General features: G+C 40.3%; 23 protein-coding genes. 15 read left to right on the top strand and 8 right to left on the bottom strand.

Going from position 1 to position 23,945, the window contains the following annotated elements; all coding sequences use genetic code 11:
• Positions 1-45: 45 nt before the first annotated feature.
• From Q0L00_RS14250 to Q0L00_RS14230, 5 genes are all read left to right on the top strand, one after another.
• The gene (locus Q0L00_RS14250; protein ID WP_297337557.1) at positions 46-390 is read left to right on the top strand and encodes a n-acetylglutamate synthase; all 345 of its coding nucleotides are present in this window, start codon (positions 46-48) and stop codon (positions 388-390) included.
• Between the two features lie 117 nt (positions 391-507).
• Entirely contained in the window at positions 508-1,239 is a 732-nt protein-coding gene (locus Q0L00_RS14245) for an AraC family transcriptional regulator (protein WP_297337556.1), read from the top strand.
• A 109-nt stretch (positions 1,240-1,348) separates the two neighbouring features.
• The gene (locus Q0L00_RS14240) at positions 1,349-2,023 is read left to right on the top strand and encodes a hypothetical protein (RefSeq protein WP_297337555.1); all 675 of its coding nucleotides are present in this window, start codon (positions 1,349-1,351) and stop codon (positions 2,021-2,023) included.
• Between the two features lie 55 nt (positions 2,024-2,078).
• The gene (locus tag Q0L00_RS14235; RefSeq protein ID WP_297337554.1) at positions 2,079-2,306 is read left to right on the top strand and encodes a DUF2798 domain-containing protein; all 228 of its coding nucleotides are present in this window, start codon (positions 2,079-2,081) and stop codon (positions 2,304-2,306) included.
• 26 nt (positions 2,307-2,332) lie between these two features.
• Positions 2,333-3,556, top strand: a complete 1,224-nt coding sequence (locus Q0L00_RS14230; protein WP_297337553.1) for an NADH:ubiquinone reductase (Na(+)-transporting) subunit B — start codon at positions 2,333-2,335, stop codon at positions 3,554-3,556.
• Positions 3,557-3,617: 61 nt separating this feature from the next.
• Here Q0L00_RS14230 and Q0L00_RS14225 read toward each other — a convergent pair whose 3' ends face one another.
• Together Q0L00_RS14225 and Q0L00_RS14220 are read right to left on the bottom strand one after the other, a co-directional pair.
• Positions 3,618-4,310 carry a LytTR family DNA-binding domain-containing protein gene (locus Q0L00_RS14225; RefSeq protein WP_297337552.1) on the bottom strand — a complete coding sequence of 231 codons (693 nt, stop codon included), beginning with the start codon at positions 4,308-4,310 and terminating at the stop codon, positions 3,618-3,620.
• Positions 4,310-5,356, bottom strand: a complete 1,047-nt coding sequence (locus Q0L00_RS14220; RefSeq protein WP_297337551.1) for a histidine kinase — start codon at positions 5,354-5,356, stop codon at positions 4,310-4,312. The genes Q0L00_RS14225 and Q0L00_RS14220 overlap by 1 nt, the downstream gene beginning before the upstream one ends.
• Positions 5,357-5,595: 239 nt before the next feature.
• On the opposite strand from Q0L00_RS14220, the gene Q0L00_RS14215 reads away from it, so the two are divergent.
• From Q0L00_RS14215 to Q0L00_RS14195, 5 genes are all read left to right on the top strand, one after another.
• Entirely contained in the window at positions 5,596-6,432 is an 837-nt protein-coding gene (locus tag Q0L00_RS14215) for a DUF5694 domain-containing protein (protein ID WP_297337550.1), read from the top strand.
• Entirely contained in the window at positions 6,422-7,411 is a 990-nt protein-coding gene (locus Q0L00_RS14210; RefSeq protein WP_297337549.1) for a DUF2268 domain-containing putative Zn-dependent protease, read from the top strand. The genes Q0L00_RS14215 and Q0L00_RS14210 overlap by 11 nt, the downstream gene beginning before the upstream one ends.
• A gap of 396 nt (positions 7,412-7,807) precedes the next feature.
• Complete coding sequence (locus tag Q0L00_RS14205) at positions 7,808-8,128, top strand: metalloregulator ArsR/SmtB family transcription factor (protein ID WP_297337585.1); 321 nt, start codon at positions 7,808-7,810, stop codon at positions 8,126-8,128.
• Complete coding sequence (locus tag Q0L00_RS14200) at positions 8,125-9,087, top strand: SRPBCC domain-containing protein (RefSeq protein WP_297337548.1); 963 nt, start codon at positions 8,125-8,127, stop codon at positions 9,085-9,087. The genes Q0L00_RS14205 and Q0L00_RS14200 overlap by 4 nt, the downstream gene beginning before the upstream one ends.
• A gap of 8 nt (positions 9,088-9,095) precedes the next feature.
• On the top strand, positions 9,096-9,548 hold the full coding sequence (locus tag Q0L00_RS14195) for a carboxymuconolactone decarboxylase family protein (protein ID WP_297337547.1): 453 nt from the start codon (positions 9,096-9,098) through the stop codon (positions 9,546-9,548).
• Between the two features lie 34 nt (positions 9,549-9,582).
• Here the strand turns inward: Q0L00_RS14195 and Q0L00_RS14190 are convergent, their stop codons facing one another.
• A complete protein-coding gene (locus Q0L00_RS14190; RefSeq protein WP_297337546.1) occupies positions 9,583-10,551 on the bottom strand; it encodes a helix-turn-helix domain-containing protein in 969 nt (322 codons plus the stop codon).
• Positions 10,552-10,825: 274 nt separating this feature from the next.
• Between Q0L00_RS14190 and Q0L00_RS14185 the strand changes: the two genes are divergently transcribed.
• From Q0L00_RS14185 to Q0L00_RS14175, 3 genes are all read left to right on the top strand, one after another.
• Positions 10,826-11,278 (top strand): DUF1569 domain-containing protein, encoded by a 453-nt coding sequence (locus tag Q0L00_RS14185; RefSeq protein ID WP_297337545.1) that lies wholly within the window; start codon positions 10,826-10,828, stop codon positions 11,276-11,278.
• Positions 11,279-11,619: 341 nt separating this feature from the next.
• Positions 11,620-11,952, top strand: coding sequence for a nuclear transport factor 2 family protein (locus Q0L00_RS14180; protein WP_297337544.1), 333 nt, complete (start codon positions 11,620-11,622; stop codon positions 11,950-11,952).
• A gap of 360 nt (positions 11,953-12,312) precedes the next feature.
• Positions 12,313-12,702, top strand: a complete 390-nt coding sequence (locus Q0L00_RS14175) for a DoxX family protein (protein ID WP_297337543.1) — start codon at positions 12,313-12,315, stop codon at positions 12,700-12,702.
• A gap of 201 nt (positions 12,703-12,903) precedes the next feature.
• Here the strand turns inward: Q0L00_RS14175 and Q0L00_RS14170 are convergent, their stop codons facing one another.
• From Q0L00_RS14170 to Q0L00_RS14155, 4 genes are all read right to left on the bottom strand, one after another.
• Entirely contained in the window at positions 12,904-13,494 is a 591-nt protein-coding gene (locus Q0L00_RS14170; RefSeq protein ID WP_297337542.1) for a hypothetical protein, read from the bottom strand.
• 6 nt (positions 13,495-13,500) lie between these two features.
• A complete protein-coding gene (locus Q0L00_RS14165) occupies positions 13,501-16,203 on the bottom strand; it encodes a hypothetical protein (RefSeq protein WP_297337541.1) in 2,703 nt (900 codons plus the stop codon).
• An 11-nt stretch (positions 16,204-16,214) separates the two neighbouring features.
• Positions 16,215-17,957, bottom strand: a complete 1,743-nt coding sequence (locus tag Q0L00_RS14160) for a hypothetical protein (protein WP_297337540.1) — start codon at positions 17,955-17,957, stop codon at positions 16,215-16,217.
• Positions 17,958-18,425: 468 nt separating this feature from the next.
• A complete protein-coding gene (locus Q0L00_RS14155) occupies positions 18,426-19,910 on the bottom strand; it encodes an RICIN domain-containing protein (protein ID WP_297337539.1) in 1,485 nt (494 codons plus the stop codon).
• A 506-nt stretch (positions 19,911-20,416) separates the two neighbouring features.
• Between Q0L00_RS14155 and Q0L00_RS14150 the strand changes: the two genes are divergently transcribed.
• Both Q0L00_RS14150 and Q0L00_RS19720 read left to right on the top strand, forming a co-directional pair.
• Positions 20,417-21,655: an IS256 family transposase gene (locus Q0L00_RS14150; RefSeq protein WP_297337538.1), complete on the top strand. Its 1,239-nt coding sequence runs from the start codon at positions 20,417-20,419 to the stop codon at positions 21,653-21,655.
• Between the two features lie 285 nt (positions 21,656-21,940).
• Complete coding sequence (locus Q0L00_RS19720) at positions 21,941-22,384, top strand: hypothetical protein (protein ID WP_363318551.1); 444 nt, start codon at positions 21,941-21,943, stop codon at positions 22,382-22,384.
• A gap of 146 nt (positions 22,385-22,530) precedes the next feature.
• Here the strand turns inward: Q0L00_RS19720 and Q0L00_RS14145 are convergent, their stop codons facing one another.
• Entirely contained in the window at positions 22,531-23,757 is a 1,227-nt protein-coding gene (locus Q0L00_RS14145) for a hypothetical protein (protein ID WP_297337537.1), read from the bottom strand.
• Positions 23,758-23,945: the final 188 nt, after the last annotated feature.

Raw genomic sequence — 23,945 nt, 5'->3', positions numbered from 1 at the left:
TTACCAAAATCCATGTGGTATTGATAGCTTACATTCCAAATTTATATGAAAATAGATTACAATCAGCGGAAATTCAGAATCGTCAAAACATCGGGCTTGGGAGAGTTGGACCAAAGTCAGGTGTTTGTCTATAGGCAGGAAGGGGAGATCCTTTCCTGCAGCTACAATGGGACCCAGGTTAGGTCAGGACATCTTTTGGGAACAGTAAATTCACAGGATGGCAGCTTGATTTTTTCTTATCATCAAATAAATCATCAGGGAGAACTTTCCAGTGGGATTTGTAAGTCAAAACCTGAGATGATGGATTCGGGTAAGATTAGATTACATGAGCGATGGGAATGGCTTTCGGGTAAAAGAGGAAAAGGAGAGAGTATGTTGGAGGAAGTTTAGTTAAAATGTGAAAATGTTAACTCCATGGAAAGATCTTTAATAACCAGATCAATTAGTTGAAAGTAAGGCTTTTCTGGATGGTCTTTGAAACTCCCTTTACCACCTCACCGAAAAACCGTGTATGATTTTATTTTGGTTAAGGCGGGAGAGGCCAGAAGAACGGTTGGATTGACTGAGTTTGCCTTAAAAGCCAATCAAATTTTTTTGATGCCCACCAATCAAATTACTTCTACTCCCTACATCAGTTCGGATATTCAAGGATTTTACTGCCACTTTACGCTCAGTTTTTTAGAGGGCTTCCTTCCTTTCTTTGAAAAGTTGACCTTATTTGAAAATAATTTCGTGGTAGTGGATTTAACTGAATCTATGGTTTTTGGTCTATCTGAGAGAATGGAGGATTTAATCACTTCAAGTTTCTCAGACCTCAAACATGTATCAACTCAGGTTGCTTTGAAATTGATGAGTATACTTTTTGAAATTGAGAATGCTCTTCCTGATCAAAAAGAACTGCGAGCACGCTCAGCTCCTGAACGAATTACAGAGAGTTTTAAAAAGCTGTTAAATGAACGAATCGGATCGATAAAAAAGGTTTCTGACTTTTCAGATCTCCTGCACATCACTCCCAATCACTTGAATAAATGCGTCAGGACTGTAACTGGCAAATCCGCAAATCAATGGATTCTTGAGATGCTTATTTTAGAAAGTAAGACCTTGTTGATTCAAAGCCATGTTTCTATTGCCGAAATAGCCGATGCACTGAACTTTGAAGACCCAAGTTATTTTAGTCGCTTTTTTAAAGCTTCAACGGGAATTTCTCCTATAGCTTACCGAAAGAAATACAAGGCATAATCCCTTATTTATTTTTAAAGAGTGATTGATTGAATATCACAAGTTTTAGCTCAATTTGTCCTATTTGAGCAAGAGGTGCGGATTTAATTTTGCATAAAATTCAATGTTTATGCGACACTTAAAATTTATACTCCTCTTTCAACTGCTGGTTTTTTCTACTGCCCTCATTGCCCAAGAAAAGGAATTAGTAAGACCTCCTATGAGCCCTCCCATTCAGCCGGAATTACATTTTGGGAACCATAAATTGGTTTTTCAGAATATTATGATCAAACCCTTGGATAAAGCCCATAAATGGGACTTTTTTACTATCACATACTTTGACATTCATTTCCAAGATGAGGATGAAGCATTCAACGAAGGCTTGATTCAGACCTATGTGGCTTACAACTTTTTGAAAGGAGTGGGTATAGGGATAGGTGGAACATACAATTCATTTAAAGGAGTAAGCCCGAATTTAGTGGGGCAATTTGTTAATGCAGGACCCAGTCATTTGGTGGTATTTTTTGTTGCGGCACATTTGACCTCTACCCCTTCTTATGAGGCCTTTACTCAAATCCAGTATAGGCCCAGGATTTCGGGAAATGTTAGACTTTTTACCCAGTTGATGGCCCTGACCAACTGGGATCAACTGGAGATTCACAGCCGGAATTTTCAGCAATTCAGAGTCGGATTGGATGTCAAAGGCTATCAATTTGGGTTTGGGGTTGACCTGGACCAATACGGTCCGGAAAGGCAGGCTAAAACCAATGTTGGACTTTTTATACGAACAGAGATTTTCAATTGAGTAGCACTTCTGGTCTCACATCGATTGTTCATTTCCAACCCAATCTTTAAAAACAATGAAACTTAAGCCAAAACAAGCCCATATTTTATTCATTTTCCTGGTCTCAGTCATGATGACCGCGGTGATGTCACTTGCTATTCTTCTTCTTAGAGTGGGATGGAATCAAAACTTCATTCTCATTTGGTTGGGTGATTTTGCCATAGGTTGTCTTTTTTCCATTCCTGCTGGATTTATTCTGGTTCCCTTGATTAGAAAATGGATCGATAAAAGAACTGAGGCCTAATTAATCCATCAACACCCATCAATTTTATGAAATTTATAGTAGATCAATTGACCAAAATCCGTCCACAGTTTGAATCGGGAGGGAAGTTTGAAAAGTGGCATTTCCTCTTCAACATGATTGATACCATCTTGGTGGTACCTAATCATACTACCGCAGTTAAAGGAGTACAAGTAAGAGATGCAGTTGATTTGAAAAGATACATGATCACTGTGGTGTTTTCTATGTTACCTGTTCTCTTATTTGGAGTTTGGAATACAGGGCATCAACATTTTTTGGCAGTGGGAGAAATGGGTGGATTTGCCGATAAATTCTTGTTGGGGTTAAAACTAGTCTTACCCCTAATTTTAGTAACCTACAGTGTAGGTGCTGCAGTGGAAGTTACTTTTGCCCTTATTCGGAAGCATTCTGTAAATGAAGGTTTTTTAGTTACAGGAATGCTGATTCCTCTGATCCTCCCGGTGACAATCCCGCTTTGGCAAGTAGGCCTTGCAAGTGCATTTGCCCTGATACTAGGAAAGGAGGTGTTTGGTGGGACTGGAATGAATATTTTAAATGTGGCCATGACCGCAAGGTCATTTTTGTATTTTTCTTACCCCTCTCAAATGTCGGGTGAAATCTGGACCTATGTTCCGGATGCTTCACAGGTAGTGGATGGGTATTCAGGTGCAACCGCCTTAGCTATTGCTCAGGAGTCAGTAACCGATAATTCTGGTGTTTCTGTCCTTGAAAGCTTATCGGAGGCTGGATTATGGAGTGGGCAGGAATTGTTTTCCTTCTGGAACATGTTTCTAGGTTTGATTCCGGGTTCAGTAGCAGAAACCTCTACCTTAGCCTGTTTGATTGGGGCAGCCATCCTGATTTTTACTAGAGTAGGAAGTTATAAGATTATGGTCAGTGTTTTTTCGGGAGCACTTTTTATGGGTTACGTATTTAATTTATTTGGATTTCTTGGTGTCTCTTCAGGATTTGTTCAACTCCCAGCCCATTACCATCTTGTGATGGGTGGTTTGGCATTTGCTGCTGTTTATATGGCAACCGATCCGGTGACTGCCGCTCAAACGGAAAAGGGAAAATGGATTTATGGTTTTCTCATTGGGGCCTTGACCATCTTAATTCGAGTCTTTAATCCGGCCTATCCAGAAGGGGTCATGTTGGCCGTTATGTTGATGAATGTTTTTGCTCCTTTAATTGATCACTATATCGTCAGACAAAACAAGAGAAGGAGATTGGAAAGAGTAAGCATGAATTAATCTAGGACTCGGGAGTGGTTCAAGAATTCCCTGGTGCCAAGGGATTGATCCCAACAAACAATCAGTTAAAAAACTCTTGGATCCGTTGTCTATACGTTTCGCCCACAGTGAGTTGAGTTCCGTTGATTAATGTTATCGTATTTCCGTCCAATACTTTGATGTGCTGGGTCCCGATGATAGCCGAGCGATGAATTCGCAGGAATTTACTGCTTGGTAATCTCTTAACCATATCTTTCATCGTTTCGTGAACGGTGATTTTTTCATCTTGGGTATGAATGCGTAGGTAATCTCCAAGTCCTTCGATATGGCTGATGCGATCAAGTGAAATACGGTATATCTTTCGGTCTGATTTGACAAAGAGGTCCTCTTCGGAGGCATTTTCTGAAAACTGATTTCTCCAATCCAAATATTTTTCAAGGCTTTTGTGAAATCGTTGAAAATAGATGGGCTTCATCAGGTAATCAATCACGTTGAAATTATAGGACTCCAAGGCATACTCCGGATAGGCTGAAGTGACGATGAAGGTTTGATCATTATTGGCCATCTCCATAAATTCAATTCCCGTTATTTTGGGCATTTGAATATCGATGAAAATCAAATCCACCTTATGCAGCTTCAAAAGTTCGATCGCCTTAAAAACATCGGACCCGCCGTAGATCAAGTTCAGATAAGATACTTTTTCCGCATGGCTTTTGAGCAGTTCGACCGCATAGGGTTCATCGTCGAGAATGATGCAGTTAACCTGTTTTGGCATTAGAAACGAATATCAAGTTTTGCTTTAAAATAATCCGGTTGCCTTTCCAAATCAAAACTGTAGTTGCCCGGATAATAAATTTCCAATCTTTTTTCCAGATTTTCCAGACCGATTCCTCCCTGCTGATCTTTTCGTTTTTCTCCCACCTTGTTTGTTACTTCAAATGAAAGCCGATCGAATTGACAATTCAGCTTGATTTTTATGGGATTGTTCTGATCAGACCGTCCATGTTTTAATGCGTTTTCTACCAAAGGGGAAAGAATCAATGGAGGGATTAACTGGTCCTCTTTTTCAGTTTTTAGCTCGAGTTGGATAAAAACTTCATCGTGCTGCCGGAGCTTTTCCAAGGCTATAAACGAGCGGAAATAATCAATTTCATCCTGGATTTTGATGTAATCCTTTTGGGCTTCATAGGTGGTGTATTTCATCATATTACTCAGCGTTTCAATAGCGGGCAGGGCTTTGTCTGAATTTATGGTTACCATGGCATACAGGGTATTTAAGCTGTTGAATAGAAAATGAGGATTTAGCTGGGATTTTAGAAATTTTCCCTCTATTGATCTTTTCTCTTCGGCCAGAACGGCTTGTTTTTCCAACAGTCGAATAGAAAAAACAATCAGCCAAAAAATAGTGCTGGGAATCAGGGGGAAGGTAAAAAAGTAGAGGTTGTCCGATAGGTAATAGAACAGTGGAGTTCCTTCAAAATAATTGCTGATTCCAAAGAAGAAGGGCATCAAAACCTCCTCAAACGAATACCTGATTCCGACAAAAAACAAGTAAAAAACAAGTAGTCCAATAAATACTCTTTTCCAGTTGAATTGCTGGAATACCCAAGGCAAGACCAGTAAATAGTTGAAGTAAAAGCTGATAACGAGGACGGCAGTCCAAAACAGGGTAAGGGCATCGAGTCTTGGGATTGAAAAACTGAAGGGATTTGAACCGTTGAAATCCAATAAGGTAAAATAGGCTAGGAGAATCCAGAAAAGGAAATGGTATCCTATTTCTGCCTTTCTGCTCCATGCTGATTTTTTTGTAAAACTAGACATGATCGACATTGGGTTTTCGGATTAACCCCGGATCACTTTTTTTCAAACTGGGGTTTCACTTTTTTTTTCGGTCTCCGCATCCAAGGAGTCTTGTTTTGGGTCGTGAATCGAATGTTGAATTTAGGGGATCAAATTTGGGAAGACTCAGGGTTTGTCGAAAAACAGCGGGGGTTCATCGAAAAAATTTCATTCCGGTTCTATTTTCACCCAAGTTTGAGTTGATTTTAACTTCCACTTCAATGAAAAAACTACTGATTTTAGTGATCCTTTTACTCGATACCGTCTTGCTTCAAGCTCAAGATTCAGAGATATCTCTGAAATTTAAGGAGACCATTCCGGTATTAAATATAGGGACCTTTCATATGGGTTATTCACCGGATGCAAATACGACGGACTTTGATGAACATGACTCAGAAAATGTTCGCCAAGTACATCAAATTGCCAAAGCAATCGCTGAATTCAAACCAACGGTTATTTTGGTGGAAAGTAGTCCCGCTGAAAATGAGGCGCTGCAGGATTCCTATTCAGCTTATCTCAAAAATCCCAAAATGAAATTCCCAAATCCATCTGAAATTGAACTTTTAGCCTTTGAGGTGGGACGCTTGGCGAACAGTTCCCGGATTTTTGGAATTGATTTTCAACAAGGATACAATTATAGCCTGGCATATCAACTGGAAAACAGTCTTGATGGTGAAACCTATTTTAACTACATGAAGCTTTTACAGGGTTTGGAAAAGGAATATAATCCGCAAAATATGTCGGTTAGGGATCATCTTCTAATGACCAATGATCCTCGATATTTAGATATGCTGATCAATATCAATGCTGATTTGTTGACTCATATTTCCAGCCCGGGGAAATCGGAGGGAGCCGATGAAGCGGCAAAGTTTTACCATCGGAATTTGGTGATGTATTCCAATTTGAATCAAATTCCCTTAGAAAAAGACGATCGTGTTTTTATCCTCATGGGAGGAACCCATACGGCTTTTTTCAATATGTGGCTTAAGCGAAGCCCCAAATTTGAGTTGATGGAAGTAAAGAATTATTTACGGGCAAATCCTGAGGTTGAAGATTAAGAAAGTCATGTTTAAAAAGGGAAATACGGGACTACTTCAGTTTCTGATTTGTTTGACTTTTAGTTCCTGTGCCTTGGTTCAAGCTCCCATCAAAAGTCCCGTTGAATGGAGACAATCCGGGTGGGTAACTTCAGATATTGATCGATTTTACCAGGCGTTTGATTTGGCAAGGGAGCAGCCGGAAAATGCTAAAAAGATATTCAATCGATATTATTTCCAAAAAGGGTCAAAGGGATTAAAAGACTTCTATAAGCTTAAAATACGGTCCAAAGAAAAATTCGCAGACTTTGTGATCAACTATCAGGGATTTTACCAGTCCATTAGAGCAGATGTGATCCATCTCGAGGACCTGTCCCTTCAGGTGGCCGATCATTTGGTCGCCTTTCAACAGCTTTATCCAAAAGCCACTTATCCGAAGGTTTATTTTCTGATTGGGAAATTTCAATCCAATGGGACCATTTCTAAATCGGGTCTGTTGATCGGGACTGAAATCCTTTCCCGGACCAGCCGATCAGATACCACCGAGTGGAATCAGGCGCTGCTTGAATTAAGTTTGGATCGTGGTCATATACCCGTTACTGTCACCCATGAATTAATTCATTTTAATCAAAATGACATGGCTGAAGGAAACACCCTGCTCTGGAAAAGTATTCGGGAAGGATCTGCTGAATTTATAGCAGAGCTAATCACCGGACAAACCGATGGGGATTACCGGGAATTTAAAGGCAGAGAATGGGAAGTTTGGGAGGATTTCAAAACGGATAAAGATAAAAGCATCTGGAATTCCTGGCAAAAGGGATCCGAGCAAAGACCCCAAAATGCAGGATATTGGATGGGGTATACGATTTGCAAAGCCTATTTCCATCAAATCGGGCAGGATAAAAAAAGAGCGGTACAGGATATCCTCCAAATTCAGAATTACGAGGAATTTTTGGAGAAAAGTCAGGTGGAGGAGTTTTTACTAAACCTCCGGGATTGATTTTCTACCAAGTTTAGTTGCCTCTATCCTCTTTCCAACCTTTTCTTCAAATTTTTGAAGTAGGTAGAATTGAACGGGTCTGGTTTTCATTCCAGAATTCGGAAAGGAATCACCGAAAGCCTGGAATTTTTTAGCAAACGGCTTGAAAAGATTAACCATCAAGATGGATAGGGTAGTCTCGCTACCTGTTCCATCTTTGGCAAGTTGATTTTTGAAAATCGAGCTGATGGTTGTAATGCCGCTTATTTTTTGATTTAAAAAAATGTGGAAGCCAAAACAGATTCCGGCAAGTTTCAGTTTTTGTCACTTTTGGAATAAATCCAAAAGTGAAATTTGCGCAATTAAATAATTGCATATATATTAGCAACCACTTAGTAGCATATAAAATCAATGAAAATCAGAAGGGATGTGTTTCAAGCGATTGCTGATCCGAGTAGAAGAGCAATCATTATGCTTTTGACTCTAGGTGCATTGACTCCAAATGCGCTGACGGAGCACTTTAATTCGAGTCGCCAGGCTATTTCAAAACATCTTCAGATCCTCACCGAATGTGAAATCGTAAGACAAGAACAGAAAGGGAGGGAGATCTACTATCATTTAAATGCCGATAAACTAAAGGAAATAGAGCGTTGGCTGGAGCAATTTAAACAGCTATTGACCCAGCGGTTCGATCAATTAGACGATGTATTAGAACAACTTAAACTCAACAGAAAATGAAGAAGGCTATTTTATTCAACTTTGAAGTGGACAAATCCAACAATCAAATTAAAGTGGAGCGCACTTTTCAGGCCCCAACCGAATTGGTCTGGGCAGCTTGGACAGAATCGGATATTCTCGACCGATGGTGGGCCCCCAAACCCTGGGTAGCCAAAACCAAATCCATGGACTTTAGGGAAGGAGGTAGCTGGATCTATGCAATGATAGGTCCTGATGATGAAAAACATTGGTCAAGGGTGGACTATCTTAGGATCAGTCCTGAGAAGTTCTTTTCTGCACTAGACGGCTTTTGTGACCAGGAAGGAAACTTCAATCCTTCTCTTCCCAAAAATAAATGGGAGAATACGTTTAAGGATTTGGGGGATGAAACCCAGGTTGATATCCTGCTGACTTTTGATACCTTGGAAGATCTGGAAAAAATTATTGCCATGGGCTTTAAGGAAGGCTTTACCGCAGGCCTTGAAAACCTAGATCAATACATTGCCGCACAGTTTTTTCTCAGAAAGCAAAACAAAACAAACCAACTGCCTCAAGTGTCTACCTACTTGAACTTTCCGGGCAATACCGAAGAAGCATTTACCTTTTATAAGGAGGTTTTTCAATCTGATTTTACCAATGGTATTCGGCGCTTTGAGGAAGTTCCGGCCGAACCCGGTCAACCCCCTATGTCGGAATCTGTAAAGCAGCTAGTCCTTCATGTGGAATTGCCGATTCTGGGAGGCCATGTCCTCATGGGTACCGATGCTCCTAAGGAATTTGGGATGACCGTAAATACGGGCAATAACATGCACATCAATTTGGAACCGGATTCCAGGGAGGAAGCCAAGCGCCTTTTTGATGAACTTTCATCGGGTGGAAAAATTGAAATGCCGATTCAGGATATGTTTTGGGGGGCCTATTTCGGCAGCTTTCAAGATAAGTATGGCATCAACTGGATGATTCATTACCAGAAAAAATAAAAAGCGCTATGGATAAACGAATAAACATTCAAGGCCTTGAGCCAGATGCATACCAAGCCATGATTGGTCTGGAGAAACTCTTGAAAGCCTCTCCAATTCCTCTAAAATTGAAAAGTTTGATTAAAATTCGAGCTTCCCAGATCAATGGTTGTGCTTATTGCATTAAAATGCATACCAGCGAAGCTTTGAAGCAGGGCGAAAGCCAGCTTAGGATTTTTACCTTAAGTGCCTGGAGGGAATCCTCACTTTACAGTCCCTTGGAACGGGTGGTACTTCAAATGACAGAAGAAATTACGCTGATAGCAAAACAAGGACTTACAGAGAAAACCTATCAAGAGGCCAAAGAAGCATTTTCAGACCGGGAAATTGCCCAGCTCATCCTGGAGATAGCGGTCATCAATAGTTGGAATAGGATCGCCGTTTCTACCAACATGGGTTTTTTCCCGAGTGGAGATAATTAGGGAGATTGAAGGGGGGGAGAATTTGGGCTCGTCTTTAGCTATGATACCGGTTTCGGTATTCTATCGGAGTTAGGCCCGTAATCCGCTTAAATACTGACCGGAAGGTTTTGGGATCGCTGTAGCCCACAGCAAACATCACTTCACTGACATTTTGGTCATTGGTTTCAAAATTTCGCTTGGCAGCCTCAATGCGAATGCGTTGAATATACTCCAATGCAGTGTTCTTTGTGGCTTGTTTAAACCGGCGCTCAAAACTCCTTCGACTTGTGGCTGCAATCTCGGCCAACTGGTCGACGGTGAGTTTTTGGGCAAAATTAGTTTCCAAATACTCCTGAACGTACAGGACTTCCTTATCCTGATGATTCTTTTGACCCTGAAATATGATAAATGGAGATTGGCTCTGTCGGTTGATATCGATCTGAAAGATTTTGGAGTGCAAAATAGACATGGACCGGCCTGCGTATTTCTCGATTAGGTATAAGTTGAGGTTTAGGGAGGAATAGGCGCCTCCGCTGGTATACAAGCCCTGATGGTCTGTCATAATTTTATCATCTACCAAAGTTACCTCCGGGTACATTTCTCTGAATTTTGTTGCCATGAGCCAATGGGTGGCACATTGCTTACCGTTCAATAAGCCTGTTTTTGCGAGCAGAAAAGCACCGATACACAAGCTGGCCAATTCCGCCCCTTGATGGTAATGGGAAATCATCCAAGGGATAAAAGCTGCATTGGACTTCAGGATTTGATCGGTGTCCCCATGAATCGCCGGAATGATGATCAGGTCTGTTTGGGTAATTTCGTGGATGGTTTTAGTTGGGGTAACACGGAATAAGCCATTGCTGACTTTTGTCTGTTGGGAAATGCCGACCAGATGGACCTCAAACCTAATGGATTTACCCATTTGCACAAACTGATCATTTGCCATGTGGAACATCTTAAAGGTGGCTTCTAGATTGCTCAGGCTACTGTCCCCTTCAGGAACGATAATAGAAATGTGTTTCATGATAAAAATACTAGGCTTCTGTCAAGGTAAGGTTTTCTGTTGAACAGGTCAATTTTCGATCTAAAGCATTCCTATTTGCCAAAGCCTTTGCTTTTTATTGGCAGAATATACCTGTATATAAGCCGCAAATGCACCGGAATTGTCACTTGGTTTATTCCGACCTTTGAATAGGTCAACGACTTGAGATGTTCAAATCCCGAAGGGATAAGAAGGTTTATTTCCAGAACGCAGAATCCTCAGGGGAGCTACACGATAGATTCAATTGATTTAAACTATGCAGACAATATTTAATCCAGATACCAGAAAGGAGCTAATCGGGAGAATTAGTTTACTTAAAGCTGAAATGAAGCCTGAATGGGGAAAAATGAATGTGTACCAAATGGTCAAGCATAATACCTATTGGAATGCCTGGATACTTGGTACAGCAGGCCAGGTATATAGACAAACCTTAATGGGTAAGATTTTTGGTAAATTTGCCTTACAGAGGATGATCAAGGATGAAAAACCCCTGGATAAAAACATCCCTACTTCCGAGCAATTTAAAGTAAAAAAAGAGTGGGGAGATTTACCCTCGGAAATTGAAAAATGGATTTGTTTGATTGAAGAATATGCCCATTACAGTAATCCTGAATTCGTTCATGATTTTTTGGGCAAAATGAGCGAAGAACAAATTGGGATTTTAGTTTACAAGCATACCGATCATCATCTTAGGCAATTCAGGGTTTGAGCCAACCTGCCTTCTTAAAACTTGATATCCCGAATTTATTTATTAGCTCAGAGCAATATCCGACAAACTCGCTAAGAGAAAATCTAAAACATGGAACCAGAATGATATGAAGTGAAATCCTGAAGCGGTAATCAAAATTGCGATGTTGATTCCCTTAAGCAAGTGGGAGAATAGATGATCCTGAACCTGGAAGTAAAGCAAGAGTCCTTTAACCTGCCTGAAAAGAAGTAAACCTGAGTATATCTTTTAAAATCGGATAAGAAATTGAACTGAATTTTACCTAAAATCTTTGCCAAATGATAAAAATTACCTCAAGTCCAAATTGTGGCAATTCCCCGAAAATGGAATTAATCAAACAATTTACGATTGCTTTTGCTGGCAGTGAGGTTGGGTTCATTATTGACAGCGTAACCGATCAAATCGTGTGGACTAGTATTGGAAAAAAGAAAATTAAAGGAAAGGAAAATTTTGCCGAAGAAGTAAAAAAAATGCAAGGAGAAAAAGCCATGGAGTTAGCCCTTGATCAGATTTTATCTCATGGAAAGCAAGGGGCAGCAAACGGAACCCTTAAAATGCAGAATGGAAAGCGATATGCCTTTTCTGACTTCTATGTGTTTCAGGACGCCAAAGGGACTAAAATAAAGTCGATTACCTCTTATGTGATTGAAATTTAGCCTCATGAATATCTAAAGCTTATTTCCTTCACTAGTGATTCGATGTCTTGCAAAACTTACTGGAAAAATTCATAGCTGGTCAGGGTGGGAAAGGTAGAGAAGAAATAACCAGTAAAGGTTAGAAAGCTTTAGGTGGAACTAGGGAGAGCAGATCCTTCTTATTCACAAATGATTCAAAAAAAGATGGACTAGGGAAGGAATAAGCCACTTGACTTTCTGGGGGCTTGCTGTTTTACTTGGAAGTCTTTCCGATGGAGAGTATCAAAAATAAAAGTAGAGTTTCATAAACGATTCAATGGCATGGGAATACCTTGTTTACTAAATTTATAAAATAAACTTATTTCTCTAAACCCCAGCATTATGCAAAAATTACCTTCAAAACGGGACCGAATTATTTATTGGGTTTGTACCGGATTATTCAGTCTTTTTATGCTTACTTCGGCTATTCCAAATATTTTAAAGGCCCAAGAATGGGTGACTGTTTTTGAGTCGCTTGGATATCCTCTCTATTTACTGCCCTTTCTGGGAATTGCAAAGATTCTTGGGGTTATGGCACTTCTTTATCCCCGGTTTCCCCGGCTCAAAGAATGGGCCTACGCAGGGTTTACGTTTAATTTGACAGGAGCGATTTACAGTGGGATTGCTGCAGCTGGATTTGATCCTCAGATGCTAGTGTTGTTGGTTCCCATAGGGCTGGGTATAGTTTCTTATGTCTATTTCCGAAAATCAACCAGAGGAAGGGTTGTTTGATTCAAATTTAATTCACCGATGGAGATGAGTTCAGAATCGAAGTCCTACTACCGTATTGGAGTTGCCAAACTAAAAGGGGTGGAATGAGAATAAAAATTTACCCCTAAATTCTTTTTAGTCTATTCAGTGCAAATGGTTTGCGAATTCAGCAGACTTAAAGAATTCAGGGATAAACGTTTCCTTGGGTAAACGTTAAATTCTTTATCTCTCCAGCTTCTTGGGCTGAGCTAACTCAATGACTTGCCCTCCGATGGAGGTGATCATGCCTCCGGCTTTGACCAAAATAACAATTGCGTAAAATTGGTTTTTATTTAAAGGAGGAATACTAAAGAAAGCAGGAATGTATTGGATTATTTTCCCAATCCAAGAGGCATTTACTAGCTGTTGAGGAAAAATACCCATCATAGGAATAATAGCGATCCCACCTAAGGTGAAAATCACCGGTTTCACAAATTTTTTTCCGATTTCAAAGCCTTTCTTTAAGTTGGCTTTGCCTATTCCCTGAAATGCGATTACTCCCAAAATAAATGCAAGACCAACAACCAAAATCGGTATCAATACCCATTTAAATATCGGGTTGATGTCCACTTTTCGATGATAGAGTAACAATAAGCTTCCTGTTAGGGAAACTAGGCTCACTCCTGAGATAAAATCTGCGGCTTGACCAACAAAGCCTATGGATGTTTCGGTGGATTCTGAGATCTCCACAGCTGGAAATAAAAGTAACTCCAGACTTGATAATCCTAAGGTGCTAAATCCAAGAATTCGGTCAATTTCGTCTTCTACTGTCATGATGGTTTAATTTAAGTTTAATTGAAATACAGTTTCACCCCGCTTTAAAAAGGCCTCCTTAGTGGCAGGGGATTCGAATGGAGCTTTGTTTTCTGCAATTTTGTAGAGTATAGTAGTAGGGATTGCAACCAGAAGGCACATCACATCTAAAAAGCTCATGGCATCTCCTCCAGATACTTTTTTATACAACTCAGAGATGATAGGTATTTGCCATTCTTTGTTTAAGCCCACATAAGCAGCTTCTAATAGAGCTTCTAAAGTTTCTAATAGTACATCTATAAATTGCTTGAGTAGGAAAAGACCTGTCCCTGCCAGCTTTTGCAGTGCAAATTGTAAAAATTGCCCAAAGGAAATTTTTCCGGAAATCACATTCTGAAATTCTTCCCCTACCAATTGGATTTCATGTAAAAACCCCACACCGGTTTCCTGAAGGATCGGTTGAAGTCTTCGAATCAAATCTTCAAAAACGGTCGAAAATTCATCTGGCATGCGTTTATTACCACCAGACTCTTTACTGTGATTGAGGTAGTCCTTTTTGGAGTTTAGCCAATTGGATCGCGGATCAGGTCCGGGTCCAGCAGAGGGATTGGATGCTTTTACTTGATCCATCTGCTCCGGAATGATGACCAATTCAGGGGAAAATTTGGCTATTTCTCGCTCCAGGGTAGTGTCAATAAAGTGCTTGATATTCCCTATTTCCAGCCTAAGGCTTTCTAAAGAATTATTGACAAATCCCTTGTAAGCATTTTTGGTTTGTACAATGGAATCCCAGTCAAAAAGAAACGCAAGGAAGTCAAATAAATCTTTGAAGAAAACACCGATTGCTTCAAAAACCCGCTGAACAAATGCACCGATTTCCTGAACGGTTTTTACAATCCAGTTTAGGACTTGTTCTCCAATTTTGATTACAAACCGAACTCCTTCTGTTACCCTTTCAACGACAAACTCTACAACTTGCTGAGCTTTCATCCAAATTGAATGGAAGAAATCGCCCAAGGTATGACCCGCTTCGTCTAAGAATGAGTGAGATAGTACGTTCGTGTTAGCTTTTTGTTGATTGCCAGGATGTTGAATGGAAAAAGAGGTGGTTTGGAAATTGTGCAGGTTGTTTTGAGCTAAACTTTGGTTTAAAGATAAGGCCTGAGCTATTCCCTTTTCAACTTCTTTGACTACCGCATGATCTGGTTGACCGGGTATGAGTGGCTTTCCATTCTTGGTCTGAAGTTTATCTAGTCCTCCGCTTTCTTTGATCCGGTTGTCCAGCCGGGCCAGTACCTGATTGGAAAGATCAATGGCTATTTCTTCCTCCAAAAATGGAGCTGATAGCTTTATTCGAGAAGATCCAATTTCTTTCACCGGACAAATGATGGTGAATTCTGGAACTAGTCCTAGTGGAATAGCAACCTGTTCATTGGGCTTAAGATGATAACTTTTGCTGTTGATATAGACCAACAGGTTGGTTTCTGCACTCAGATTTACTGAGGTCCCTTGAAATGATCTCAGCGTATGGGGAGTTTGAAACATGACTTGGGCGGCATAGGATTCCACCTCCTTCAGCGCATTCAGGTCCTCCAGATACAGAGTGTGATTGTGCCAAAGCGATGTCACCTCGTCTTGCCAGAGTCTGCTGAGCTCATTTCCTGCAGAGGTGTTGATCGTATAGAGTTGGTTTCGGATTCCCCTGCCTTTAGCACAGCTGAATTGTTCGGCACCTTCCACCATTAATAAGGGGCTGGTCCATCTTCCAATTTCAAACGCCTGCTTTTTTTGGTCAAAGAAGCGGTTGGTTTGATAATGTAATCCGATCTCATCCAATGCCCAAATGGTATTTTCCAATTGAAAGGAGGCGGCTCTTATTTTTTTTATAGTGTTGAATTTCCCAGGTAGGGTTTGGATGGAAAAGCTGCTTCCATCAGCTGCTGCGCTTACTTCATGTACCCGGTTTCCCGCTGCATATACCCTGTCATTGCCCTCTTCAGACTCTACTAAGGCAAAGCATTCGATGGATTCTTCAAATTCAAACCGCCACTGATCGGTTTTTTGGTAAACCGGATCGGGAAATGACTGATAGAGCATGCCTTTTACCTGCCCAATTTGATAGAGGAAAAAGACTCCATTTGAATACAAAAAGCTTCCCAACTCAAAATGAAGAATCTTTGTGGCGTGCTCCGGAAGCGTATAAGACTTTGGCTTCAAGTCCTTTAGATCAACCAGATAATGAAGTGCATCGCTGTTGGGCTGGGAGGTAGCGAACAACAGGTGCTCCCTTCCTAGGGATACCCGATCAATTTGTTCTTTCCAGCTATCTGGAGTTACCGATTTCCAATTTATTACAGCATCCAATTTTTCAAAATTGGTGTCCTTAATGGAAATGGATTGGGATACAAGGACTTGATTATCCTCTACTTTGGCAATTTGAAAACTTTCGGTTTCGGGATTGTATTCCAATTCATAATCAACCACTGCTTGGTTTGAAAGGGAAAAGGAAACCCATCCGGTGAAAGATCCCTCTTTTCGAAGGACGGCCATAAGTTTTTCTTCGGTGTTCTGAAAAAATAGTAAAGGTTGATCCGGGCCAATCATTAGGGTTCGGATTTCCTTTTTTGCTTCAATGGTGGATTCAGGAAAGTAGTTGTTCATCAACTCACTGTTGAACTTTACTTGGACCTGATCTTCCCGTGATACTTGTGTTCCTGGTTGAGAGTTCATAGTTCAAAAATTTATTTTTCAATTACAATGGCATAAGAAATATCATAGGCAATGAGAGTCTCTTTCTCGAAATACCTTAGATTTTTATAAGTATATGTTTTTCCCAAAGGCAGAATGACCTGATTACTTTGGTTGAGTACATTTAGCTTTCGGAGTGATTCGAGTTTTTTATTTTGAATAACAGCAGAGTTGGAGCCGAGATCCACCGCAATTTGATTTACTATTCCTTCAGCAATTTTGATCGGCCATAGGAAGATAAAGCTCAAAATTTCAAGAAAAACATCCCAAAATGAACCGTGAAGGAGATTAGGATCTTCGTTGAAGGCGATTTTGGGAGATTCCAGATTGGGTTGAAGATCAAACTTTCCTTCTTTTCCGTTTTTGATGAGAAAGGAAAACTTGCCGACTTTCCCTTTTTCTTTTACCTCTTTGTAGGTATAGGTGCCAGCGGTTGAAAGGCTAATTTCCTTTACGGTCCAGATTAAGGCATTGATGTCAATTACAATACCCACCTGAAACTCATATTCAACTAGGATTCCCAAATTTTGATTTTGAATTTGCTTTCGAGTCAAAGTGTAGGTCGTATCAATGGTATCATCAATTCGCTTGGCATGATGCCGTGCTTTCATGACCCAGTTGCCATTTACCAGTTTAAATGCTCCGCCGTCAACAGTTACGTCTTTTTGGGAACTAAAAAGCTCTACCAAATAGCTATCTAATGAATGGAGATACTCATCAAATCGCTCCCTGTCCATGGCAAATACCCCGTCAATGGTGGCGGTAGTATCTTTTCCTAATTCAATTAAACTGTTAGGAAGAATGCCCACCCTGGCGTCCTTTTCAGGACTTCGGCCTTGGAGCATCATCATAAAATTGAAAGCACTAAACTGTCCATCTACCTGATTGGTAGCTATTTTCTTTTGACTAAAGCTGGTTGAAAAGTCCAAGGAGGTGGGTTGAAATAGTGCCTTTTCACTTTTGATTTCAGGTCGGGTAATCCCGTAGCCTAAAACATAGGGACTATCCGAAGATTGGAGCATTCGGTTAAAATAGCTTTCAATTGCGACCTGTAAGGGCAGTGTGGTCTCAGCTGGGAACTGGCTTCTGGACTTGTCAAAGTTGGAAATATTGGCATTTTGAAAGTTGAGGAAAAGACTTTCAATTCTAAAATCCGATTCCTGAAGTCCGCTTTCTCGAATGATCTCATTTAGATGATCATCCGCATGGAGAAGCATTTGATCTTTGGTGATTTTGATTTTTCCGATTGGTACAGTAAAGGAATAAATCAGCCCTTTCAGGTCAAAAATCTTGACTTCGGAAGTTTCCTCTGGTAGATAATACAGTTTGCCACTGGAGAATATCAAGTTAAAATAAAGCAGACCTGAATTATTTTTAATGATTTCAATGGTTGGGGCATTGATGATGGCATCCCAAGCATAATCAAGATTTAAGCCGAGAGCTTTCCCCTTTTCGATCAATTCGCCTATTTCTGCCCACTTTTTATTCGATTTTGCTTTGGCAATTTGGGATTGATTTGAAACCCATTGGGCTATTTTACCTTGGATGGAATCATCGCTCCCCTCTAGATGAAAAGGTTTTTCACCTTGATCGGGATTCAATACATTTCCGACCCCAACGAGCCATTTTTTTCGGATCAAATTTCGTTGATGTAGTTTAAAGAACTGGTAGTTGATCGTAGTCTGGGATAATCCCAATACCATGTCAAAACCTCCAAGATTTTGAGTGATTTTCATTTTTTATTAAGGTTAAAATGTGAATTTTAAAGAAATAATTAATCAGTTTAGAACCTGCTATTAGTTTATTAATCAGTGAAAAAGACAACTGGTCGGAACTTGACCCAAATCATTCCTCCTTGTGAAAAAGAGCATTCCCTTTCTTAATTAGATCAATATTAAACCCTTAAAAATTTAAACGAAATACGTAGAAACACGTATTTTTAAATTCTTAATTGTTATACTTAAAAATCTGTAGTTCAGCTCGTTATTTGTGCCTTTGATCTAAGAAAAAATGAGCAGGATTTTTTTGGGATTTTAAAATAATTTCTTTTCAACCTATATGGTGTCTATTTATATAGGGAAGATTTGTGCTGGCATTTGGGAGATCGCACAAAAAAATAAAGCCACCTGCAGAGTCCTGGGTGGCTAGGTAGGTGATCTAGATAGGCTCAAATTTAACTCCCCTAGTTTCCAGGTCCTGAAATTTCAACCGATACTGATTGGTAAGTTATTTTTTTTCCCCGTAAATCGGAAAAAGGGGTCTCCTTTTTTGTCCAAGATCATTTTATTTACTCCCAAGCCTTTAGCCGTGATCTTGAGTTTCTGAAGATTCCAATTGTCCCCCCCAGATCCTCCTTTGAAAGTGGTAGAAAGCGTAATGGACTTGATTTCGGGGAGCCGATGTGGTTTAGTCAGGATTAATGATACGGTATGGTCATAGTTATCAATCCAGCGCTGACTATTGTTGAGGTTCAGGAAGTTTTCATACGTTCTGTCAGCATAATCAACTCGTAGATTGACATTGTCATTTCCACCTCGTAAGTCATCCGAACCTGTACAGAAATTAACAAGTAACTCATGAACTAGTCCTGGTTGAGTAGCAGTCTGTTTGGGTAAAACAGGAGGCAATTTTCTTTTGTACCGTTCATCAATAAAATAGGTTCTATAGGCCTGATCTTCATCCAAGTATTCCCAGCAATTTCTAGCCATATCTGGCACCATGGTGATCATCCGGTTCGGATAGTTTGGATCGTAAAGGAAAATTTTAACATCTTCACTGAATTGCTTGGTCCGAGGTGAAAACCTCCCCAAATCCATTCCAATGGCTACTACTTGGTGGCCTTTATCAATTCTTCCTTCTACATCCGATAAGCATAATGCGATGGGGCGCTTTGATCTTAAGTGATTTCTAAGTGTATTTAATCTGCCTTCCAAACCCCAATTTGCAAATTCAGAGTCCCTGACTCCAAAGGGATTAAAAGTTAATTCTGCCCATTTATCCAAATTATCTATAATGGAACTGACCTGTCGTTTATAAATGTACCGGTGAAGCGTAGTCCCTTCCGCAGGACGGAATGGAGCCGAAGGAATAGCCCTTCTTGAAAAATAATAATCCAAAGCGGTATAACTCATTCCACCACATAAGCCTGAAGTTCGCACGTCTATTCCACTGATTACATTATTTTGAAAGTCATTGACAAAGTTAAAACCATCTCGATGGGGTTTGAAATTCGAAAGATAGAGCGCACTGGGAATCCTATAAAATTTCCATTTTTGAGCTGTGGTGTCTTTTTTTGTAGACATCAACAAGAGGGCGCCATTGGCAGAGCCTCTTCCATGGACCTCTAGATAAGTCCCCAGTTTTGATTGGATATGAAAATTCCCCTCATCTCCCAGAATGAGTTTCCATAATTGGGCATCAGAGCTTGTGCTGACCCAAATCTGAACTTCCGCTCCCGGGTGTTTATTGGCCCCCTTGACATCTAGGAAATAACCAAGTTTGGAACGAATGTAACAATACCCATTTCCTGCATCGATTAAGTCCCATTGTTGGGCAAACGTAGCGTTCTTATCGTAGAGCTGTACGCCATTTCCTTCTTTGGCTCTACCATTTTTGACATCCAGAGACCTTCCCAAAGCAGATTGGATCATATAGGTTTTTTGAGTCGAAATGTGATTGAATTTTAACATAGGAGAAGAATTTAAGGGTTAAAAGTATAATTTGTTGATTTGATAGAATTAACTAATAGGCGTTTGAGCTGTACCAAAATCCCTGTAAAATGCCTATAGGATGGTATTTTAGGTCTCTGTTGGAGAGCTTTGCCGAACGGAAAATTTCAAAAACTATTTGTTGATTTGCGTTGATAAATTTCAAAAACGAGCAAAAAATAATCAATCCCAGAATTCAGGGATTTTTCAAGAAAGGGGAAAAGAGGATGGGAATTGTTTAAGGGTTTATTTTTTTTGGAGCCGGATAAGAGTGAAAATTTGTAGGCCAAAGTGCTTAGCTAAAAAAGCGCTTGAAATTGAACCGATTAGATTTGTTTTTAGGCTTATCCTTGAATGTATCATGAGATATTGTTACTTTAAAATCCACTAAGAGTCTAATAGTATGGATTTCTAGTTTCCATAGTAAATAACTTATGGATAAGTTGAAGAGACTGTTCAATTAAGTGTGTCTGCTAACTTTACAACTAATGAAGAAAAAACAGACCATTGAGGATTTATTGAAAGATCCAAAGATGAACGAACGTCTTAAAGAGCGGCTTTACAGTAAGAAAGGATTGCTGGGAAAAGAGAGTTCATTCAGTGAGCTTTTGCAGCAAATGGTGAACACGATGCTAGATGGCGAGATCGATAGTTTTCTTTCCCAAGAGCGTGAATCGGGCAAGGTAAACAAGCGTAATGGGAGGACTCCCAAGCGGGTGGTAAGCGAAGCTGGTCCCTTAGATATTTCGACTCCCCGAGACCGCACTGGCGACTTTAATCCCGCCTTGATCGGCAAACGTGAACGGGAACTCAGCAGTGGTTTGGATGATCAGATCCTGGCTTTGTATGCCCAAGGCAACTCAGTGGAAGATGTGAGACGGCTGTTGGAGGATATTTATGGGGTGAGCCTCTCTGCGGGGCGTATTTCTGAGATTACCGATAAGGTGTTGCCTGAGATTCAGAGCTGGCGTACCAGGAGCCTACAAAGCTTTTATCCGGTGGTCTATCTGGATGCGATACACTTCAACGTACGACAGGAGGGCAAATACACCAGCAGTGCCTGCTATACGGTCTATGCGGTGGACTGGGAAGGCAACAGGGATGTGTTGGGGCTCTACATCAACTCTGGCGGAGAAGGTGCCAGGAAGTGGGGCATGGTGATGGAAGAGCTGAAATCCCGAGGAGTAGCGGATATTTTGGTGATCTGTACGGATGATCTTCAGGGTTTTTCCGAACAGATTCAGGAGGCTTTTCCTGACTCGGTTAGTCAAAAGTGTATCGTCCATCAAATGCGGAACTCACTGAAATATGTGGATGAGACCGACAAAAAAGAAGTGATCAAAGCCTTACGCCAGATCTACACCGCGACAACAGAAGAGCAGGCAAGGACAGCCCTAGAAGCCTTTGATATCCAATGGGGTAGTAAATACAAGTATATTGTCAAACAGTGGCGAGAAAACTGGGATGAACTGATGGCTTTTTTGCACTTCCCCGTAGCGATGCGCAAAATGATCTACACGACCAATCCGGTGGAAGCTCTTCATCGGATTATGCGTAAACTGATCAAAAGCAAGGCTGCTTGGGTATCGGAGACAGCACTGACCAAACAGCTCTTTCTTTCGATCAACAGGAATGAAAAGTCATGGAAGAAAAAGGCGCATGGTTGGACTGCCATCCAGCGGGAAATTATGGAACTGTACCCAGAGCGGGTGCCACAAAAAAATTAGTCTTTCCACCTCACATCTTAGTTGGCTTAAGCCAACTAAGATGTGAGGTGGATATAAAGATTTAAACCTAGACACAGTTTAATGAACTATCCCAAGTTTTATGTGGTTATTGATTTTTTCTTAAACTGAAGGTTTATAGCCTTAATCAAAATTATGGTAAAAAAGATTCTGTTATCCTTCGCTTCTATTTTCCTAGCTTACCGTTCACTGGAATTGCTCAGGTTTTTGGATTTGACCAACCCAGTTCAGTTCAGTTGACTCGGCGTACTCACTTTTTCCTTTGCCTTGAATTTATTTGTAACAGGGGTTTTTGCTTTGCTAGGTTTTGCCTTTTTGACTAACCGAATCTTACCTAACTCCTATTATAGGATCAAGAATTCAGGAAACCTGGCATTCATTTATCAGATTTTGGGTGTGGAGTATTTCAAAATATTCCTACTCAAGTTTTTTTGGGGAAAAGAAAAGAATCGAAAAAAGTATTTTAACGGTAACAAAGGTGGTATTGATAACTTTGATACCCAAACAAGGCAATCCGAATTTGGTCACTTGGCGGCTTTTATTACCATTGAAATCCTAGCTTTCTATCTTCTCATGAAAGGGTATATCCTTGTTTTCTTAGTTTCCACTCTTATCAATGTGATCGGAAACCTGTACCCGATCATATTGCAAAGGTATCACAGGATTCAGATTGAACGGCTTAGACTCCTTTTGGAAAAAAGAAGAAAATAAACTTCACTGGACAAATGGAAAGTGATATTAAATTTCTAACCAGAAGTCTAGCAATCAAAAATAGAAGTATTCCTTTCTCTAAAAAATGGGCATAAACGAATAACTCAATAAATGTATAGTTCCTAGAATGGTCCTAAAATACATTCCTACCGGTTGTATGGGTATTCATTGATCCAGTGAAATCCGCGCTTCACCAATTCGTAGCTTGATTTAATCTTTCTTGTCCCTATGCCTGTCAATTTTTTATCGTCAATTCGAAGTTGAATTTCGTATTGGTCCCCTTCTGATTTTTCAATTTTAAGCTCATGGGGTTTTTGATCATCCTTTAGGTTTTTGATCATTACGATTCCGCCGGCTTTGATTTCCTGGATATTCAAGAATTCCCTAGGACCATTTTCGGATTGTAATACCAGTAGATTTTTTTCCAAGATCAGTTTATTCCAAGGTCGATCCGGGTCAATCTCAGAGAAGGTGTAAAGTCCTTCCCATTCATTTTTCATGGTTCTAAATTTTTGGCTTTGAAAATGGGAGTTCACCATGGAGATTGGGATGAGGACTGCCAAATAAATCACCACAACCAATCTGATGATCTTTGCTTTCTTTTGGGTAAAATGAGGTTTGATTTTTCCCAAGGAACTCTCCCGATGAAGAATGAAGAAATCGAAGATAGGTTTGACTTTAGGGAGAAAGATCAAAACCGAAAAGAACAAGAGATGGGAAGAAAATAGTTTAACCGGAACATCAAAAGAAAAGTTAACCAGAACGATGTTGAGACAGACGGCCGTGGATACTAAGGCCCCAAGAATGGAGGTTCTTCGAAAAAGAAGAAGCAGACCGGCTGCAATTTCAGAAAGCCCCATAAAAATTTTGTAAGTGTCTGAATACCCAAAAAATCGCCAAGCCAAACCCATCGGAGAGATGTCGCCTACTTTTGTTTCCATGCTGTAAAATGAAGGGCCGGGAAACTGGCCTTCCAAAAATTTGGCCACACCATAAGACAGTAAGGTTAACCCCACAAAATACCGGGAATAGACCAGCATCCAGGCATAAAATCCGCTTCCTTTAGATTGGGTGTATTTTAATAAACTTAGAACAAGGCCCACGAAAAAGGAAAGGGCTAGCAGAGAAGGGATGCGCACGTAGTCAAAGGTGGTGTCCCCGCTTCCCGTCAGTTGGATTTTCTCAAAACTTTCCATTCCCAAAATAGCCTGACCAAAAAAAAGAATATACGTTTCCTGTAAGGCCATTGCATAGTTTGAGAATAACTCATAGGTGAAGGGAATGTGATTTAAGGGAAAAGGAAAGGCATAAAGCAGGATGTAGATTCCTGTAGAAAAAAGGAGCAAAGCCTTGACTTTTGGAGAAAATTTCATGATAGTGTTTAAAAATTGGAAATCTAAAGATAGAATTTCCAGGAAAAATTTACTTCCGGTTAATAATTTTTAAGTTTCTTTCATTGACAAAAATCTCAGTTTTGCTGTGGAGAAAAGCCCCTCAGAACATGTGCTAATCAGATTCGGAGGGGCTTTTCCTTATAAAAGTGGTTTTCAGGACAGTGAGC

Origin of the sequence: Algoriphagus sp., assembly GCF_024305035.1 — a bacterium.
GTDB lineage: Bacteria > Bacteroidota > Bacteroidia > Cytophagales > Cyclobacteriaceae > Algoriphagus.
This window is presented reverse-complemented; position numbering and strand designations above follow the sequence as displayed.